The organism is Helicobacter canis (genome assembly GCF_008693005.1).
Taxonomy (GTDB): Bacteria; Campylobacterota; Campylobacteria; order Campylobacterales; family Helicobacteraceae; genus Helicobacter_B; species Helicobacter_B canis.
On sequence record NZ_VXKE01000006.1, the window covers coordinates 42,096 to 60,177 of the forward strand.

Consider the following 18,082-nt stretch of genomic DNA (forward strand, 5'->3'; position numbering starts at 1 on the left):
GTATGATAGGCACAAATCTAGAATCTTTCATATCCACTGCCACTATGAGAAATTGGCACAAACTAGATGTCAAAAATCATCAAACAAAACTTACAAAAAGAGCAAACAAAAAGCGATCTATAAAGCGTATTTTTCCTATGGAATATATCTCTAATGAATGCAATATTGAATCCATACAATCTCTTATTAACTATATTATTGATAAGCGATATTCTACTGCTAATGCCATATATTCACTAGCCCTAAATCTCTTACAAAAACATTCTTTATTACACAAAACACATACTAAATGTATATTACAAGATTATCGCTATATATGTCATAAAGATTTATTGACTTTTATACTCCCAAATGATGAAAAAGATCTACTAGGGCTTATCTATCAATGTCTTTTACTTGAGGGGGAAAAAAACGCTATGGGTTCATACTATACCCCCCACAATATCGCCGCACAAATGACAAAGGGGCTAGATTTTAGCAAGGGGCAGATATTTTTTGATCCAAGTTGTGGAAGTGGGGCATTTATGCTAGCTTTAAGAGATGTTGCTCCCCATCAAATATATGGTATTGATAGCGATTATCTTGCAGTATTTATCGCAAAGGTCAATTTGCTATTGCGCTTTAGTGATTGTGCATTTAGCCCGCAGGTGTATTGCGTAAATTATTTGGATTGCCCGGCAGATATTACACACATACAAAATCCACAGCATAAACCAATGGGCTATTTTGATTATATTATCACTAATCCTCCGTGGGGGGCATATAGAGAAGATTGCACACATATTGCTAGGCAAAACTTTGGCATTACTTCTAAAGAAAGAGGCTCGCTATTTTTTGCCAAAGCTTATAACCAATTAGCTCCAAATGGGCTTATGCGATTTTTGCTTCCTAGATCTGTGCTTAATGTAAAAACTCATAGGGATTTGCGATCCTTTATCCTAGATAATGGAGCATTACAAAGTATCACGCATTATGCTAGTATTTTTAGCGGCGTTACCACAGAATTTATAAGCATCGAGCACAAAAAAGCTCCACCAAATACAGAATGTGAGATAATACAACAAGATCGCATTATTAAAACGCCAATAATAGCCTTTAGTCAAACAAATAATCTCACTTTTAATGCCTACACAAAACAGGATATAGCTATTTTGCAAAAGATAAAAAATATAGGTAAATACAGCCTTGATAAAAGTATATGGGCATTAGGGATTGTTACAGGAAATAATAGTACTCTGCTTTACACAGAGCCACATAGCAAAAGTGAACCAATTTACACGGGCAAAGATATTATGCCCTATAGATTACAGCAGGCAAAAAAGCATATTATCTATAACAGAAATGCCTTGCAGCAAGTGGCTAGAGATGAATACTACCGCGCTAGCGAAAAGCTTATGTATAAATTTATATCTAGCTCCTTAGTCTTTGCCTATGATGATAGCAAGGCATTATGCTTAAATAGCGCGAATATCCTTATACCAAATATCCCTGCAATGTCTATCAAAAGTGTGCTTGGGCTATTAAACTCCCGTGTATTTACATATCTCTATCGAATTATGTTTAGCGAGATAAAAATATTGCAAGGCAATTTACTAGAGCTGCCATTCCCCCACATCACAAAAGAATTAGATAAAAAACTCTCTGCATTAGTTACCCAAGCAATCAATGGAGATAATGAAGCGCATACACCACTGCAAGCAATAATATATGATATATTTCATCTTACTTTAGCAGATATAGCACGCATAGAGGAGGTAGTATATGGAAATGCTAATGACTGAATTGCAAGAAAAAATCACACAAATGCGCTCCAATGCACAAGAAGCGCAAGGCTCAATTAACTTAAGCGATGAAGCTTTGCATAAACTCTACTCCGTCTATCCATTTAACAAATTTGAGTTTATCATCACTCATCTTATCGCTAGTCAAACAATTTCCCTACAAGAATATTTAGCCATACGAAATAGCTATTTACAGAGAAATAAATATCTCTATGTTTTTGAAATTACTGCACCTAGGACATTTGGCGAGACTTGGGCACAGCAGCATTTAAATGAAGTCGTGCCAGAGCTACAAAGACCATCGATACAATTTGACCCAAACTATAGTGGGCAGTATGACTTCTGGTATCAAGGCATAAGGATAGAGGTAAAAGCAAGCCGAGCGGTTAGGCGGCAAAGCGGAGAGCCACTCATTATCAAAGCCCTAAGCAGCGACTCAAAGCTAGGCTTTGATATGAATTTCCAGCAGATTAAGCCTGCTTGTGCTGATGTGTTTGTATGGATTGCTGTATGGCGAGATATTATCCGCTACTATGTGCTCTCAAGCAGCGAAGTAGCAAGCAGTAAATACTACTCCACAGGGCAACATAGAGGTAATGTAGGAGAAGGGCAGCTGTGGCTAAAGGAGAGTAATATCGCAGAGTTTGCCTGCTATGAAGTGGGTGTGCGTGAGATATTAGACACCATTATCCAAAAAGGCAAGCCTACAATATTGTAATTGAGAGTAAAATTGATTAGATACAATACCAAGCAATGACAACACCATTTCTAAGGAGTGGCGATGAACTTTCAAGCGATCTTGCGAAAAAACGAGCTAAAAACTTATGCCGTGCTAGCGTCCTATGTGGCGATATTTTTGCTTATAGGGCTTTTGGTAGATATTGTGCGCATTAACGCCCCAAGCCTTGAGTATGGATTCTACTTGCTTCTAAGCCTGCGAGAATTCCCGCTTATCACCGCGCTTACAAGCCTTGTGGCTGTGGGGATTATTATGTATAGTATTTCGCGTTTTGATGCCATTATGCTTGCTGGCGATGAGTATGAGGAGCTGCCCCAAGGCGTGCGGCTAGAGCCACTCCAAGCGCGTGTGCGCAATGCGCTTGATGATGTGCTACGCCGCTCTTCTAGCGCAACTTCTCCTAGGCTCTATCTTATCCACGCCCCTTATATGAATGCCTTTGCTAGTGGCTGGAGTGAGAGCAACTCGCTTATCGCCATTACCAAAGCCCTAGCCCTTAGCCTAGATGACCAAGAGCTAAAAGCTGTGCTAGCCCACGAGCTAAGTCATATACGCCACGGCGATGTGCGGCTGACGATGTGCGTGGGGATTTTGAGCAATATTTTGCTGCTGCTGTGCAATAGCGCGGTGTATCTCTTCCTAGGGGGCAATAGGGCTGATGGAGCAAACAAAGCTCGCACAATCTTGCTTATCTTGCAATTTATCCTGCCAATCCTCACCCTTTGGCTACAAATGTTCCTAAGCCGCAGTAGAGAGTATATGGCAGATGCAGGCAGTGCCTATCTTATGAATAATCCCAATCCGCTCATTTCCGCGCTGCAAAAAATTGAAGCAAGCTACAAGCGCAACGACTTCTCCCAAATCGACACCAACCCCACCCGCCAAGCCGCCTATATCTTTAGCATTAGCGAAGCCTTTAGCACGCACCCAAGCATAGAGAATCGCATACAATCTTTGCAAGGACGATGATGAGCGATAAATCCTTAACCCAAGCGGAGCTGGAGTTCCACGCATTTTGTGAGCGCATAGGCGAGGACCCCAATCGCGCAGGCTTATCCAACACCCCCAAACGCCTCCAAGAGCTAGAATCCACTTTATACAGCGGCTATGCCACAAGCCCCAAGGACGCGCTAGGCACGCTTTTTGACAACGACAATATGGATCAAATGGTGCTGCTAAAGGATATAGAGTTTTACTCGATGTGCGAGCATCATCTCCTGCCATTTTTTGGGGCTATCCATATCGGCTATGTGCCACAAGATAGGCTTGCTGGATTTAGCGGAGTCGTGCGCTTAGTCCAAACCTTTGCCAAGCGACTACAAATCCAAGAGAATCTCACCAATCAAATCGCTGATGAGCTAGCCGCTCTCCTTAAGCCAAAGGGCGTTATGGTCGTGTGTCAAGCGCGGCATTTATGTATGAGTATGCGCGGCAGCAACCAGAATCCACTTATCAAAACAAGTGCTTTGCGCGGGCTTTTTAGAAGCGACCCTAAGACACGCGCGGAATTTTTAGAGCTTTTATCTTAAGGAGTGTTATGAAGCTAGAATCCACTTTTGAAAAGGCTAGGATTTTAATGCGCTGGGGAGCGTTGGGAATGCCTATTTGCGCACTACTTGCATTTATCGCAGTAGCTGATTTTGAGCTGCTGCTACTTGTCTCTCTTGCAGGCTATGTATGTGCGCTGCTTTGCTATATGAGTGGGGCTTATCTATTCTCCAAGGCTACAGGCTCTCCACTTTTTTTACTTAATTGCGCGCGCTTTTTTCTCCTGCTTGTGTTTATCGCTGTGCTTGGAGCATTGGCAGAGGGCTTTAATGATGATATATTTGGACTAATTGTTATCTGCCTTAGTTGCGCGATTTTTAGCGTGGTATTTATGCTTTTAGAGCGCAGGGTAGCATTAGAGCTCTTTGCAAAAACGGGTGTGAGATATTTCGTGCTAGGCTTTAGGATTAGGCTGGTTTTTGTGCTTATACTAGTTGGAGTTTGCCTAGCTTTGGCATTTAGCGTAGGGGCTGGGATTGAGCTGCAATCATCAATTGCTATGCTAAATAGCGCGCATTTTTGGCAGCAAAGTCCGCTTGTGCTAGCCTATTGCGCCATAGCTCTTGGTATGCTTGTCTCTTTATGTGTCTCATCGCTGCTTTATATTATGGCGTATTGGAAGATCCGCACATATAGCGGAGCAGAAAGTAGCGACTGCAAGGGGCTTTGTGGGTGCAAATAAGCCACAATATCGCGCTAGAGTCTTTCCATAGCGCACTACTATGCTGGTATCACACTTATGGGCGTAAGGACCTTCCTTGGCGGAATTTCGCGCGCGATGGCAGCTGCGCGTATGAAATCTACATTAGCGAGATAATGCTCCAGCAAACGCAACTATCACGCGTGCTAGAGTCCTACTACTTCCCATTTCTTACGCGCTTCCCCACTCTATCCACCCTAGCAGAATCCAGCGAGCAAGAAGTGCTACATTTATGGCAGGGGCTTGGCTACTACTCGCGCGCTAGGAATCTGCACGCCTGCGCCAAACTTTGTGTGAAGCAGCATAATGCCAAGCTGCCTGATAGTTTGCAATCTTTGCAGGCGTTGCCCGGGATTGGGGCTTATACTGCGGGGGCGATTATGTGCTTTGGCTTTGGGAGGGTGGCGCACTTTGCTGATAGCAATATCGCGCGCGTCTTGCAGCGACTCACTGCCAAGCCCCTTAGTCAAAAGCAGATTCTAGCTCTAGCCAAATCTTTGCTCCCGCAAGATCATCAAGTCTTTGACTACCACCAAGCCCTAATTGATCTAGGCGCACTAGTTTGCACCACTGCTCCTAAATGCGCTATCTGCCCTGTTGCTAGATTCTGCGCTAGCGCGTTTAAGCCAATAGCCCCCAAGCCCAAAGCCAGCAAGCTCCCACTAACCCTCCACCTAGCCATTTGTAAAAATCTAGATTCTATCGCGCTATGTCAATCACAAGAATCCCTCTACAAAGGGCTCTATAATCTCCCCATAATCGCCAAAGACACCCAACCACAAGCCCCCTTGCCTAAGCACCGCCTGCTAGGATCTTTTACACACGCTTATACTAAATACGCCATTACTGCCTATGTGTATGAAGTCTCTAATGCACACTTGCCCGCCACACTCCTGCCTGATATGCAGTGGTATCCTATCCACAATCTCCCGCCTATATCCAACCTTGCAAAAAAGGCATTACGCTATTTTTAAGGTGGCTAGTATAAAAATCTTAGGTAAAATGCCTAGAATCTTGAGCTAGAATCTAGTGTAAGGAGTCGCTATGTCCAAGCAGCACACCAGCCTACAACGAGATCCGCACTTTGGTCTTATCATAGAGCCAGATACGCTTATCACTTCAAAAACAGACCTAAAAGGCGTGATCACCTACTGCAATCGCGACTTTCTAGCATATAGCGGATATGGTGAAGAAGAGCTCATCGGCAAGCCGCATAATATTATCCGCCACAAGGATATGCCAGCCTGTGTGTTTAAGCTACTTTGGGACTATATACAAAGTGGGCGCGAGATCTTTGCATTTGTCAAAAACTTGACCAAGCATAAAGAGCATTATTGGGTTTTCACCAATGTTACGCCCTCATTTGATAATCTAGGCAATATCATCGGCTACTACTCCGTGCGCCGCGCGCCAAATCTCGCTGTGATACCTACGATTGAAGCACTTTATAAAGACTTGTGCGCACTAGAATCTAAAGGAGGCTATGAGCACAGCCTAAAAGCCTTGCAAGAGTTTGTCCAAGCACAAAACAAATCCTACAATCACATCATCTGCGATTTACAAAAGATCGATAGCTAGAATCTAATGCAAGCGGCAAAAAAGCGTTTTGGCATTATCGGCGTGGGTGGCTATATCGCGCCAAGACATTTGCGCGCGATCTATGACAATGGCGGCGAGCTTATGTGCGCGCTTGATAAGCACGACTGCGTGGGCGTGCTTGATCGCTACTTCCCTAATGCAGAGTTTTTCACAAATGAAGCGGAGTTTATCGAGTATATGCGCGCAAATCGCTTAGATTTTCTTAGCATTTGCACGCCTAATTTCTTGCATTTCTCCCATATTGCCCTAGCGTTACAAAATGGCGCAAGTGCGATTTGCGAAAAGCCCTTAGTGCTAGAGTCTAAAGAGCTTAGCGCACTAGAGAAGCTAGAATCTAGCGCGCTAGATTCTAGCTCTTTTTTATGCCAGCCGCGCGTTTATGGGATCTTGCAGCTACGCTTGCACCCACAAATACAAGCCCTAAAAGCACAGGTTGAAAATGAGCTTATGCACAATCCCAAGCATATTTACAAGCTCGCATTGCGCTACATTAGTGCTAGGGGGAAGTGGTATCACAAATCGTGGAAAGGCGATGTGCAAAAAAGCGGCGGAATCATCTGCAATATCGGCGTGCATTTGTTTGATATGCTGGCATTTGTATTTGGCGATTTTGTGGGCAATGAGCTAGCCCACTATGAAGCAAGCCGTGCTAGTGGAGTGGCGCACTTTGCGCACGCGCAAGTGGAGTGGCTGCTCTCTATTTGCGCAAGCGATCTAGCGCACTCTAGCTACAATCAAGCCTTAAGGATTTTAGAAGAAGACTCGCGCACGCTCCCTAGTGTGCGCCCTGCTTTGCGCATAGATTTCTCGCAAGGCTTTGAAGATCTCCACACCGCAAGCTATAATGAGATTCTACAAGGCAGGGGCTTTACTCTTAGCGCGCAAAAACAGGCAATTACTATAATAGAATCTATCACCAAGCAAGCCTTGTCATAACACTTTAAAGTCATAAGATATTTTACTTTTTTTGGTGGTTTTGTGGGGATTCTAAGCTTTAGGCGTGTTTTCAACTTTGCATAAGCTACATTCCCATACAATCCACACTTTCAAGCCTAGACCACCCTTGATTTAAGGACATCAATGCTTAAAAATATTGTGCGTTTTTATGTGCATGGCTTTGCAAATATGACGCTTGGCAAGACATTGTGGAAGATTATCTTTATCAAGCTTTTGGTGATTTTTATCGTGCTCAAATTTTTCATCTATGGCGGTTCTATCCGCGATATTGGTGGAGCAAAAGAACGCAGCGAGTATGTCTTAGGCAATCTTACCCAAGATTCTAGCACGCTAGAAGCAGGAGCAGTGCCTATACTAGAATCTCACACCCTAAAGTAGCAAGGAGTAATAAGTGGAGCATGTTGATTGGAGTAGAGCGCAGTTTGGTTTGACCGCGATTTATCATTTTTTGTTTGTGCCTTTGACCTTGGGGCTTAGCTTTATTGTAGCGATTATGGAGAGTATTTATCTAAAGACCAAAGATGAGCGATGGAAGGCTATCACAAAGTTTTGGCTCACACTTTTTGGGATAAATTTTGCCATTGGGGTAGCTACGGGCATTATTATGGAGTTTGAGTTTGGCACAAACTGGGCGAATTATAGCTGGTTTGTGGGCGATATTTTTGGCGCGCCTTTGGCGGTTGAGGGCATTGTGGCATTTTTCTTAGAGGCGACATTTTTTGCGGTGATGTTCTTTGGCTGGGATAGAGTCTCACCGCGCTTCCACCTGCTCTCCACTTGGCTTGTGGCTATTGGCAGTAATCTTTCAGCCTTTTGGATTCTGGTAGCAAATGGCTGGATGCAGTATCCCATAGGCACGATGTTTAATCCCGCTACGGCTAGAAATGAGATGACAAGCTTCCTAGAAGTCGCGCTCTCGCCTGTGGCAGTATCAAAATTCCTCCATACAATTGCCTCTGGCTATGTGATCTCTGCGCTTGTGGTTATGGGGATTAGTGCGTGGTATTTGCTAAAAGGCAGGCATATCATTATGGCAAAGCGCAGCCTTGTCGTGGGGGCAAGCTTTGGGCTGCTTACTTCGGTGTTTTTGTTTTTCAGCGGTGATGAGAGTGCGTATCAAGTTACGCAAAAGCAGCCTATGAAATTAGCGGCAATGGAGGGGATTTATGATGGTGAGCATAGGGCGGGGCTTGTGGCATTTGGGATTTTGAACCCCGCTAAAAAGCCCGGCGATAGCGAGCCGACATTTTTGTTTGACTTCACTATCCCCTACGCGCTCTCAATTCTGGGGCAGAGAGACACGCAGGGCTTTATCCCCGGGATCAATGACCTGCTCTTTGGCAATGAAGACAAGGGCATTGCAAGTATGGATTCTAGGATAGAGAGTGGGAAAAAGGCTGTGCAGGCTCTAAGCGACTTTAATGCTGCTAAAAAGCTTGGCGATAGCGCGGCGATGGATGGTGCGCAGCAAATCTTGCAAGAGAATATGCACAACTTTGGCTATGGCTACCTAGAATCTAAAGAGCAAGCTGTGCCCCCTGTGGCTACGACCTTTTATAGCTTCCATCTTATGGTAGCTCTTGGTAGCTTGTTTTTCTTGCTATTTATCATTGTGCTCTATTTATGTATGGCAAATGACATTGCACGCTTTAGGAAGATTCTATGGCTCTGTGTGATTGCTGTGCCATTTGGCTACATTGCCGCAGAAGCTGGCTGGATTGTGGCAGAAGTGGGGAGGCAGCCTTGGGCGATCCAAGATCTAATGCCTGTGCATATTGCTGCGACAAATCTCGCGCACACAAATGTGCAAATCTCTTTCTTTATCTTCTTAGCCCTTTTCACGCTGCTTTTATGTGCGGAACTTGGGATTATGGCAAAGCAGATTAGAAAAGGATTCCACACGCACGCGACAGGCGAGAAGGAGTAAGCGATGTTTTTTGGACTTGATTTAGCGCAGTTGCAGGTGTATTGGTGGGTGGTTGTAAGTCTGCTTGGCGGGCTTTTGGTGTTTATGTTTTTTGTGCAAGGTGGGCAGGGGCTTATAGATAAGCTTGCTAAAACAGAAGAAGAAAAGTCCTTGCTCATCAATGTGCTTGGGCGCAAATGGGAGCTTGGATTTACGACTTTGGTGCTATTTGGCGGGGCGTGCTTCGCGGCATTTCCGCTCTTTTATAGCACAAGCTTTGGTGGGGCATACTGGGTATGGCTCGCTATTTTGCTCTGCTTTATAATCCAAGCTGTAAGCTATGAATATCGCAAAAAAGACGGGAATCTACTAGGAGCTAAGACTTATGAGCTGTTTTTGAAGATCAATGGGCTTTTAGGGGTGTTTCTTATCGGCGTGGCAGTTAGCACATTTTTTGCTGGGAGTGCGTTTGTGCTTGATGAGATGAGATTTGTGCGCTGGGAGCATAGTCTAAGGGGATTAGAGCAGCTGGGGAATCCTTTTAACTATCTTCTAGGCTTCGCGCTGGTATTTCTAAGCAGAATGCTAGCAGATAGCTACTTCATCAACGCGCTAGATTCTAGCACTATTGTGCAAAGAGCGAAAAAGGATCTCCTGCTAAATACCGCGCTATTTTTGCCATTTTTCTTAGGCTTTTTAGCGTGGATTTGTGTAAAAGATGGATTCTATGTCGATGAACAAGGGGCAGTGAGTATGCAGGCGTATTTATATCTTGCTACATTTTTGCAAAAGCCCTACTTGCTTGTCTTACTGCTTCTTGGCGTGGTGCTTGTGCTAGCTGGAATCTACCTTAGCCTTGTTGGCAAAAAGGGCATATTTGCTTTGGGAGCTGGAGCGGTGTGCGCTGTTATGGCAGTGCTGCTAAATGTGGGGCTTGGGGAGAGTGCTTTCTACCCATCAAGTGCGGATTTGCAAAGCTCGCTTACCATAGTCAATGCAAGCTCAAGCTACTATACGCTAAGCGTGATGAGCTATGTGAGCTTGCTTGTGCCATTTGTGCTAGGCTATATCGCGTATGTATGGCGATGTATGGATAGCAAGAAGTTTAGCCCAAATGATTTAGATGAGCATTCTTATTAAGGAGTTTGTATGCTATATACGCTATTTTTGATTCTACTTTGGCCCCTAGTGATATTTCTATGCCACAAGTTTATCTGCTTAAATACCGCAGAGCTACGCAGGCGAGAGCTAGAATCTAACCCTGAAGCCAAGTAGATTCTAAGGCTAGATTCTAGCCTACACGCTTAGATAGATCGCACAAAGTGTCGCGACTACACCAAGACCTAGCACGCTAAAGCTTGTCAGCCTATCGCGCTTGCAAAAGGAAGTAACAATGAGCCCAGAGAGGTAAAAAAGCAAAAGCGATGCGCCAAAGCCTATAGCTAGAAAGTCAAAGACAGAGAGCTTGAATGACCCTAGCTCAAACTTGCTCCCGCTAGATTTATGCATAAGCAGCAAAACCCCATACCAGCTTCTCTCCACCACCCTAAATGTAGGCTTCCCGTCTTTGCCCTTACTAATTGTCGCGCTATATGCGACATTGCCAATGCTTGGATTACCCTTGATAAACTTCACTTCCGTATTTGGCGGGACTCTTAGATTATGTGTCTTTAAGAGCTCAAGTAGCACTGCTTGCTCCTTGCCTTGCGCAGGAGTAGAATCTAAAGGCAGCTCAAAGACCCTCGCCCCCGCATCTTGCCGCAGATCAAAAATATACCCAACCCCTGTAATTGCATAAATAAATGCGAGCGGGAGAAAAAACAAGCTCAAATATGTATGGACTCTCATCCAAGTCTTTTTGCTAAAGGCAGTATTTGTCATAAGCTTTTGCCTCCTTGACTAGTTGCGCGATTATAAATCACAGAGATAAAGCCATTGTGAAGCTAGCTGCGCAAATACGCCAGCAGTGCTTCAAGCACGCACTCATCATCAGCACTAGCTGCTTTGATTGTGTGCTTTTCTAAGGATTCTAGGGTGATTTGGATATTTTGCCCAAAATGCAAGATTGATTTAATGCGCTTGTGGTTAGCTAGAATCTTAATAATAATAAGCTGGATAAAAGTCTGGCTCAATGTATCTAGCGCACCGAAGCGATCGCGGATCTCTGCTTCTATATCGATGACTTCTCGCACTTCTTTAGCAAGCGACAATCGGCGGTAAAGCTCTAAGCGCAAAGAATCGCTCGTGATTAAATCAGGGCTCAAATACGCGCTAATATTTAACCGCAGCTCAACGCTATGCTCCATTAGGCTTGGCTGATTGCTCAAAGTAGCAAGCGCATCTTCTAAAAGCTTAAGATACAAGCTAAAGCCGATATTTTTAATATGCCCGCTTTGCGACTCGCCAATAAGATTCCCGCCCCCTCTAATCTCTAAATCGTGATAAGCAATGCTAGCCCCTGATCCTAGGTAAGAGTTTCGCTCTAGTGCCAGCAGTCTTTTGCTCGCATCTTCTGTGATACTCTCCATTGACTCAATCAAAAAGTAGCAAAGCCCCTCCTTATCCCCTCGCCCTACACGCCCTCTTAGCTGGTGCAAATCCGCTAGCCCAAAGCGATCCGCCCCATCGACAATGATAGTGTTGGCATTGGGGAGATGGATACCTGATTCAATAATAGCGGTGCAAAGTAGAATCTGGTGCTTCCCGCACGCAAACTCATACATAATCTGCTCGCTCTCACTAGCACTTATGCGCGAGTGCAGCATAGCGATAGATAGGGTGGGGAAAAGCTTATGCAAATGCGAGTAAATCGCAGGCATAGAAGCGATATTATTGTAGAGATAAAACACCTGCCCGCCACGGCGCAGCTCACGCTGGATAATCTCCTGCAACAAGGCATCGCTTTTATGCTTGATGAAAGTGCGCGGATCTTTGCGCGAGGTAGGTGGGGTCTCTAGGCGACTCATACCCTTAATGTGTGAGAGTGCCATATTGAGTGTGCGTGGGATTGGCGTAGCAGACATACTTAGGATATGGACATTTGTGCTTAATTGCTTTAGACTCTCCTTTTGCTTCACGCCAAACTTATGCTCCTCATCAACTACGATAAGCCCTAGCCTAGCAAACTCCACACCAAAGAGACTATGTGTGCCAACCACCACATCAAGCGCACCACTTTTCAAACGCTCCAAAGTCTCGCGCTTTTCTTTAGCACTGCTGAAGCGATCATATTTGCCAACTTGTATGCCAAAGGGAGCAAAGCGTTTAGATAGTGTGGCAAAATGCTGCGCACTAAGGAGCGTTGTAGGCACGATTAAGGCACACTGATAGCCGCTTCTACACACGGCATAGATTGCATTCATCGCCACTTCTGTTTTGCCAAAGCCCACATCACCACTTAGTAGCCTATCCATCACACGCCCACTTGCAAGATCGCTAAAAATGGATTCTATAGAAGCTGCTTGATCTGGCGTTAAAGCAAAGCCTGCGGTATGCTTGAAGACTTCTAAATCTGGGCTTTGTGTATCAATCACCACACCTTGCAAAAGATTGCGCGTAGCTGCAAGCTTGATGATAGAATCCGCTATGGCAAAGAGCTTTTCCCTAGCCTTTTGCTTAAGTCTTGCAAAGCTTCCCTTCCCAAGTCGATCAATCACGGGGATAGAGCCATTTGCCGCGATGTAGCGATCAATTGTGTGGAGATTCTCCACGGGGAGCAGGAGCTTATCTTCGCCAAAATATTGGATATGGATAAAATCCCGCGTAACACCTAAAATAGTGTTTTGCACGATACCTTTGAAAATCCCTATGCCATACTCACTATGCACGACATACTCGCCGATATTTAGCTCATTAAGCGCAAATTTTGGGCGTTTGGGGCGCTTTTGCACTTGGGGGATACTAGATTCTAGGCTAATGATTAGCTCATCAGGCGTGCTAATATGCACAACTGCGCTAGATTCTACAATACTGCTAGAATCCACAATGCTCGCATTTAGAGCCGCTAGCTCGCTTCTGCTGCGCACCACAAGTGTAACTCGCTTGCCTGCGTGATGGGCTAGTAGCTTATCAAGCTTATCTAAGTAAAAGTCCATATCGACATAGGATTCTAGCTCTTCTAGCACCACGGGCATTTGCGGTGAGTCTTGCTTAGATTCTGCGATATGCACAAGCACCTGCGCCCAAAACTCCCTAGCACTAGAATCTACATCGCTTGTATCACGCCCATCGCCAATACCTAGAGAGCCAATCTCACCAAGCTCAAGTGCTGCGGCTTTAGTAAGCATTGTTGGGTAGTGTGCTGGAAGAAGCCATCTGTGTGGCAAATACCATAGCCCAATAGAGAGTATGTCCTTGCTCATCACATCATAATCACTCATCTCCACAGCTTCACGCAAGCTCTCATACTCATCTTGCTCTAGGCTAAAGAGTGCTGGTGCTATATCAAGCGCACTTTGGCTTGTGGGCTCTTTAAGCTGCGTCTCTATACTAAAGACACTAATCCCCTCGCACTCATCACCAAAAAAGCTAATGCGATAGGGCTTACTAAGAGGTGGGTAAATATCAACAATATCACCGCGGAAGCTTACTTCGCCTTCCATCTCTATCATCTCCACACTCTCATACCCATAGCGTATCAATGTGTCTTTAAGCATTTGAAGCTGATAGTCTTTCCCCACTTCAAGCGTAAGGCTCTGGCAGTATTTATGCGATGGTAGTGGATAGAGAAGCGAGCAAAGTGGTGCTATTAAAATGGTGTTTTCATCAGTGTAAAAAGTGCGAAGCTGGGCTAGATTCTCCACAAGCTCGACAAAAAAGCTGCGCACATCATCGCCTGTGTGCAGGCGCGTCTCCTTGCATAAAAGTGGCTTTTTTAGGGAGATCTGTGCATTATAAGCATAGAGTGCGACTTGATAGGCTTTTAGTGCCTCTTCATAATCTCTGCATACAATAATCCGTGCAGATAAGCCTTCTAAAAAGGCTTTATAGAGGTTTGCTTGGAGCATTCTTTGAAGCTAATGGAGTTTGCCCTTTGATTTTGCTTTCCCCTATAAATACACCTTTTTTCTCAATCACAAGCTCTGTAGAAGTAATCACTCCCTCAAATCGTCCAAGCGAAGCGATCTCCACGCTCTCGCTCTCAGTAGAGCCTTTAAGCTTGCCGCTTACAATGAGCTTATTTGCATACACTTCACCATTGACAAAGCCACTTTTGCCGATCATCACCGTGCTTTTTGAGCGGATACTTCCCTCAAGCTCGCCATCAATGTGTAGGTGGCAGTCAGTGTTAATCTCGCCTTTAATCTTTGTGCCTTGTGCGATAATGGTCGCAGCTCCGGGCTTCTGCCCTAGTCCATTAGGTTGTTTATCGTCGCTAGTAAAGATTGCCATGCAATGCTCCTTTCTTTTGTAAAAATTGAATCAAAGTTTTTCATATCCCACCTAGCAAAGTTCATAGGATCGATAGGCTTTTCCAAAAAGCGCACCTCATAGTGCAAGTGCGGACCTGTGCTAACGCCAGAGTTTCCCGTCCTTGCTATGAGCTGCCCCTTTTTCACAAATGAGCCCACTTTGATCAGCACTTCATTAAGGTGAGCATAATAAGTTTTAAAACCAAATGAATGGGTAATCTTCACTAATTTTCCATACCCACCATTCCAACCAGAATCCGCCCAATCCACCACGCCATCAGCGGTGGCATACACAGGCGTGCCAATTTTAGCCCCAAAATCTGTGCCTGTATGCTGGCGCACGACACGCAGCACAGGGTGAAGTCTCGTGCCATAAGGATCTGTGATACTTGTAAAATGCTCCAAAGGATAGCCATTGGGGATAAACTTCATAAAAAACGCCTTTTGCACACCTGTAATGCTTGCTATATCCACGCGATCGACTAGATTCTCATTAGGCATATTATTGACACCAATGACATTTTCAAGGTTATCGATCTTATCGCTTGCTATGGAGATTTCTTGTAGGCGTTGATTGATCTCGTCATTTAAAATCGCATTACCAAGCAGCATTGTTTCATTGCGCTCTTCAATAAGGGAGGTTTTTGCATTAATATCTGCGATTTCTGATCGAAAAACCCCAATAGCCACCGCGATAAAAAACACCACACTAAGAAAAAAGAGTAGCACATATAAGGTGATTTGACGAAAAATCATATTCACATTGATAAACTTGCTCCCATTTTTATGGGTGATCATCAACACAAGGCGTTGGTCAAATATCATAAAGACTCTTTTTTGAGCTTCTCACTAGAGCTTACGCGTAATGTTTGGAGCTTGGCGATGTCTTCAATCGCCCATACAAGATTCTTCCAATCAATGCCATCTTCTTTTTGAAAAATCGCATCAAAATTTTCAAAATTCCAGCTGGCATAGGTGGCAGGGTTAAGCGAATTACCCAAGAAGCCCACTTCATAATACAATCTCTCTCCATTAGAGCGACCGCTATTGCCGCTATATCCTATAATCTGTCCCTTTTGCACAAAATCGCCCTTATTGATCGTCAGCGTATCAAGGTGGGCATAGACTGATGAGAATCCAAAGGAATGCGTAAGCTTAATCACATTACCAAGTCCTGTTTTGCCATTATTTTGCACAAGCACGACCACGCCATCAGCAGTAGCATGCACAGGTGTGCTCTTTGGCACAATGTAGTCCATCGCACCATCGACTCCACTCACATTGCGCAATGGGTGCAAACGCTCGGCAGTAAGATGCTTGCTTGTGAAGTTCTTCAAAGGATCGCCATTAGGGATAAGGCTTAGTAGCAGTAGCTTGTGCGTGTTGCTAATGCTTTGCAAATCGACTTTTGTGATTTGGGGCTGCTGCGTGATATTGCGCTTAATACTTACAATATCTTCTAGCTTATCGATTTTAGAATTTACCACTTCTAGCTCATCTGTGCGCTCTCTAATGGCATTTCTAAGCAAGGCGTTTTTTTGATAGATAGAGTGGTATTGTGCGATAGCATTGCTCTTTTGCTTGGCAATATCATTGACTTGGTGCATAAGGAAATACATCGCAACAAAACTTAGTGAAAATAGCCCAGCCACCACAAACGCACCGATTATGGCAAGCTTGGTAACATTCCTAGGGAGAGAAAACTGCCTAGATCCCTTCTCATCGACAATTGAGACAACTAGTCTATCTTCTTGCATTCCACATCTCCAAAAAAGCTTCCGCTACGCTAAATGACCCAAATACCACATACTCTTTATCGTCCTTGATTGAAGAGCGGCTAAGCACAAACTCTTCATAGCTAATCCCAAGCTCAGCACAAATAGCCACCAGCTCATCTCTAGGCATAGCTCTACTATGCGCGATAGGGCAAATCAGCAATTGATCAATATTGGGCTTTACAATAGTCAATATCTCGCGCACGTCCTTTTGAGAAAATGTATTATACACAAGATTTACGCGTTTATTGCCAAGAATTTGCACCATAGCGCGCGCGCACTCGGCATTGTGCCCCACATCAATCATAACATTTGGGGCGATTTTTTGCGCTCTAGCTGGCAGGTCAAACTTAGGCATATTTGCTATATCATCGATACCCAAAGCCTTAAGCACGCGCAATGCTACAATGAAATTCTCCTGCAAAAATGGCGCGAAATCTCGCACATAATCAGCCATATCTAGGGATTTTAAGCTAGATTCTATGTCGTCTTTAGTGATTATTACAAGTGTAGAATCTAGCTCTTTGGCAGTAGCTTTAGCGATAGATTCTACTTCTTTATAAGCTTGTGGGGCTAAAATCGCGCACTTGCTCATAGCCTTTAGCTTTGTAGTGGCAATAGATTCTATACTCTCTCCTAATAACTCCATATGGTCATAAGAGATAGGTGTGAAAACACTTAGCTCCACAAACTCTCTTAGCACACTCGTGGAGTCAAACTCGCCTCCAAGCCCAGCTTCACATACAAAATACTCACACTCTTGCGCCAGCACCAAAGCAAGCAAAGTGGCATACTCAAAGTAGCTTGCCTGCTTTGTGCAAGCATAGCCTTGTAGAATCTGGTGCGCTGCTTCTAGCTCTTCATCGCTCACTATGCGCCCATTTTTATAAAATCGCTCATTAAAGCAGTGCAAATGTGGGGAGCTAAAATGCAGCACACTATGTCCTTGCTCCAAAAGCCCTAGCGCGATAAATCGCCCTGTGCTACCCTTGCCATTTGTGCCTAGGATATGGATAATGTGAGAAGAGAGCTTAAAATTAGCGCACAAGGAAGCAAAAATCCTAGGCATACGCTCTTTGTCAAACTCCGCATACTCCGCGCCTTTAGATTCTAGGTAAGCGTGCAAGGAAGTGCTAGATTCTAGGCTAGAATCTACACTGCTATCACTCTTACTCACTTTTGCCCCTCAAAGGAAATTTGAGCGACAAACTGATCCACCGTTTGCGTGAAAGCCTGATTGATCGCGTAGTAGCGGTTATTATAGGTGGTAAGTGGATTATCTAGCGAGACATTATAGTCGTAATACCCACTGCTATTGAAAGTCCTTCTTGTGCCTTTTTTGTTATCATAGGTGTAGGTTACATACGCGCTTACACGATAATAAGTCGTAAATGCGCTGCTACTAAGAGCAAATGTCGTATCTGCAATTTTATCAATCTCAACGATGATAATGCTATCGGCATCTTCTTTGCTAGAAACACGCGTTTGAAAGCGTGCGATAATGATCTTGTTCATAAGGTCTTTAAGCTCGACAGAGTTTTCTGGGTTGGGGAGATTGACCTTTAGCTCCACATAGACACGCTCACCTAAGGCTTTTTGCACAAAAGTAGCTGATGGGACATAGCCACAGCCTGCAAAAGCAAGCATTATAGCCACTAGAGCGATA

The 18,082-nt window shown here is 44.4% G+C and carries 19 protein-coding genes; 12 read left to right on the forward strand and 7 right to left on the reverse strand.

The window, feature by feature from the left end; genetic code table 11:
* Window positions 1–2 precede the first annotated feature (2 nt).
* From F4V45_RS02125 to F4V45_RS09890, 12 genes are all read left to right on the forward strand, one after another.
* Complete coding sequence (locus F4V45_RS02125; RefSeq protein ID WP_150336847.1) at window positions 3–1,781, forward strand: N-6 DNA methylase family protein; 1,779 nt, start codon at window positions 3–5, stop codon at window positions 1,779–1,781.
* Window positions 1,774–2,499 (forward strand): hypothetical protein, encoded by a 726-nt coding sequence (locus tag F4V45_RS02130; protein ID WP_150336848.1) that lies wholly within the window; start codon window positions 1,774–1,776, stop codon window positions 2,497–2,499. The genes F4V45_RS02125 and F4V45_RS02130 overlap by 8 nt, the downstream gene beginning before the upstream one ends.
* Window positions 2,500–2,562: 63 nt before the next feature.
* Window positions 2,563–3,489, forward strand: coding sequence for a zinc metalloprotease HtpX (gene htpX, locus F4V45_RS02135; RefSeq protein WP_150336849.1), 927 nt, complete (start codon window positions 2,563–2,565; stop codon window positions 3,487–3,489).
* Window positions 3,489–4,049 carry a GTP cyclohydrolase I FolE gene (gene folE / locus F4V45_RS02140; protein ID WP_150336938.1) on the forward strand — a complete coding sequence of 187 codons (561 nt, stop codon included), beginning with the start codon at window positions 3,489–3,491 and terminating at the stop codon, window positions 4,047–4,049. The genes htpX and folE overlap by 1 nt, the downstream gene beginning before the upstream one ends.
* 8 nt (window positions 4,050–4,057) lie before the next feature.
* Window positions 4,058–4,750: a hypothetical protein gene (locus F4V45_RS02145; protein WP_150336850.1), complete on the forward strand. Its 693-nt coding sequence runs from the start codon at window positions 4,058–4,060 to the stop codon at window positions 4,748–4,750.
* The gene (locus F4V45_RS02150) at window positions 4,741–5,742 is read left to right on the forward strand and encodes an A/G-specific adenine glycosylase (protein WP_170235125.1); all 1,002 of its coding nucleotides are present in this window, start codon (window positions 4,741–4,743) and stop codon (window positions 5,740–5,742) included. Before F4V45_RS02145 ends, F4V45_RS02150 begins: the two co-directional genes overlap by 10 nt.
* 70 nt (window positions 5,743–5,812) lie before the next feature.
* A complete protein-coding gene (locus tag F4V45_RS02155; RefSeq protein WP_150336852.1) occupies window positions 5,813–6,346 on the forward strand; it encodes a PAS domain-containing protein in 534 nt (177 codons plus the stop codon).
* Window positions 6,347–6,352: 6 nt separating this feature from the next.
* A complete protein-coding gene (locus F4V45_RS02160) occupies window positions 6,353–7,303 on the forward strand; it encodes a Gfo/Idh/MocA family oxidoreductase (protein WP_150336853.1) in 951 nt (316 codons plus the stop codon).
* 144 nt (window positions 7,304–7,447) lie between these two features.
* Window positions 7,448–7,702, forward strand: coding sequence for a DUF4492 domain-containing protein (locus tag F4V45_RS02165; RefSeq protein WP_150336854.1), 255 nt, complete (start codon window positions 7,448–7,450; stop codon window positions 7,700–7,702).
* Between the two features lie 13 nt (window positions 7,703–7,715).
* The gene (locus tag F4V45_RS02170) at window positions 7,716–9,251 is read left to right on the forward strand and encodes a cytochrome ubiquinol oxidase subunit I (RefSeq protein ID WP_150336855.1); all 1,536 of its coding nucleotides are present in this window, start codon (window positions 7,716–7,718) and stop codon (window positions 9,249–9,251) included.
* 3 nt (window positions 9,252–9,254) lie between these two features.
* Window positions 9,255–10,370 carry a cytochrome d ubiquinol oxidase subunit II gene (cydB, locus tag F4V45_RS02175; protein ID WP_150336856.1) on the forward strand — a complete coding sequence of 372 codons (1,116 nt, stop codon included), beginning with the start codon at window positions 9,255–9,257 and terminating at the stop codon, window positions 10,368–10,370.
* A gap of 9 nt (window positions 10,371–10,379) precedes the next feature.
* Window positions 10,380–10,505, forward strand: coding sequence for a hypothetical protein (locus F4V45_RS09890; RefSeq protein ID WP_281292469.1), 126 nt, complete (start codon window positions 10,380–10,382; stop codon window positions 10,503–10,505).
* 21 nt (window positions 10,506–10,526) lie between these two features.
* On the opposite strand, the gene F4V45_RS02180 is transcribed toward F4V45_RS09890, so the two are convergent.
* The 7 genes from F4V45_RS02180 to lptE all read right to left on the reverse strand — a co-directional run bounded on the left by F4V45_RS02180 (window position 10,527) and on the right by lptE (window position 18,063).
* A complete protein-coding gene (locus F4V45_RS02180) occupies window positions 10,527–11,111 on the reverse strand; it encodes a hypothetical protein (RefSeq protein ID WP_150336857.1) in 585 nt (194 codons plus the stop codon).
* Window positions 11,112–11,173: 62 nt separating this feature from the next.
* Window positions 11,174–14,236, reverse strand: a complete 3,063-nt coding sequence (gene mfd / locus F4V45_RS02190) for a transcription-repair coupling factor (protein ID WP_150336858.1) — start codon at window positions 14,234–14,236, stop codon at window positions 11,174–11,176.
* Window positions 14,214–14,621: a bactofilin family protein gene (locus F4V45_RS02195; protein WP_150336859.1), complete on the reverse strand. Its 408-nt coding sequence runs from the start codon at window positions 14,619–14,621 to the stop codon at window positions 14,214–14,216. The genes mfd and F4V45_RS02195 overlap by 23 nt, the downstream gene beginning before the upstream one ends.
* Entirely contained in the window at window positions 14,579–15,466 is an 888-nt protein-coding gene (locus tag F4V45_RS02200; protein WP_150336860.1) for a M23 family metallopeptidase, read from the reverse strand. Before F4V45_RS02200 ends, F4V45_RS02195 begins: the two co-directional genes overlap by 43 nt.
* On the reverse strand, window positions 15,463–16,398 hold the full coding sequence (locus F4V45_RS02205; protein ID WP_023929352.1) for a M23 family metallopeptidase: 936 nt from the start codon (window positions 16,396–16,398) through the stop codon (window positions 15,463–15,465). Before F4V45_RS02205 ends, F4V45_RS02200 begins: the two co-directional genes overlap by 4 nt.
* A complete protein-coding gene (locus F4V45_RS02210; RefSeq protein WP_150336861.1) occupies window positions 16,385–17,593 on the reverse strand; it encodes a Mur ligase family protein in 1,209 nt (402 codons plus the stop codon). The genes F4V45_RS02205 and F4V45_RS02210 overlap by 14 nt, the downstream gene beginning before the upstream one ends.
* Window positions 17,590–18,063: an LPS assembly lipoprotein LptE gene (gene lptE / locus F4V45_RS02215; RefSeq protein ID WP_034577971.1), complete on the reverse strand. Its 474-nt coding sequence runs from the start codon at window positions 18,061–18,063 to the stop codon at window positions 17,590–17,592. Before lptE ends, F4V45_RS02210 begins: the two co-directional genes overlap by 4 nt.
* Window positions 18,064–18,082: the final 19 nt, after the last annotated feature.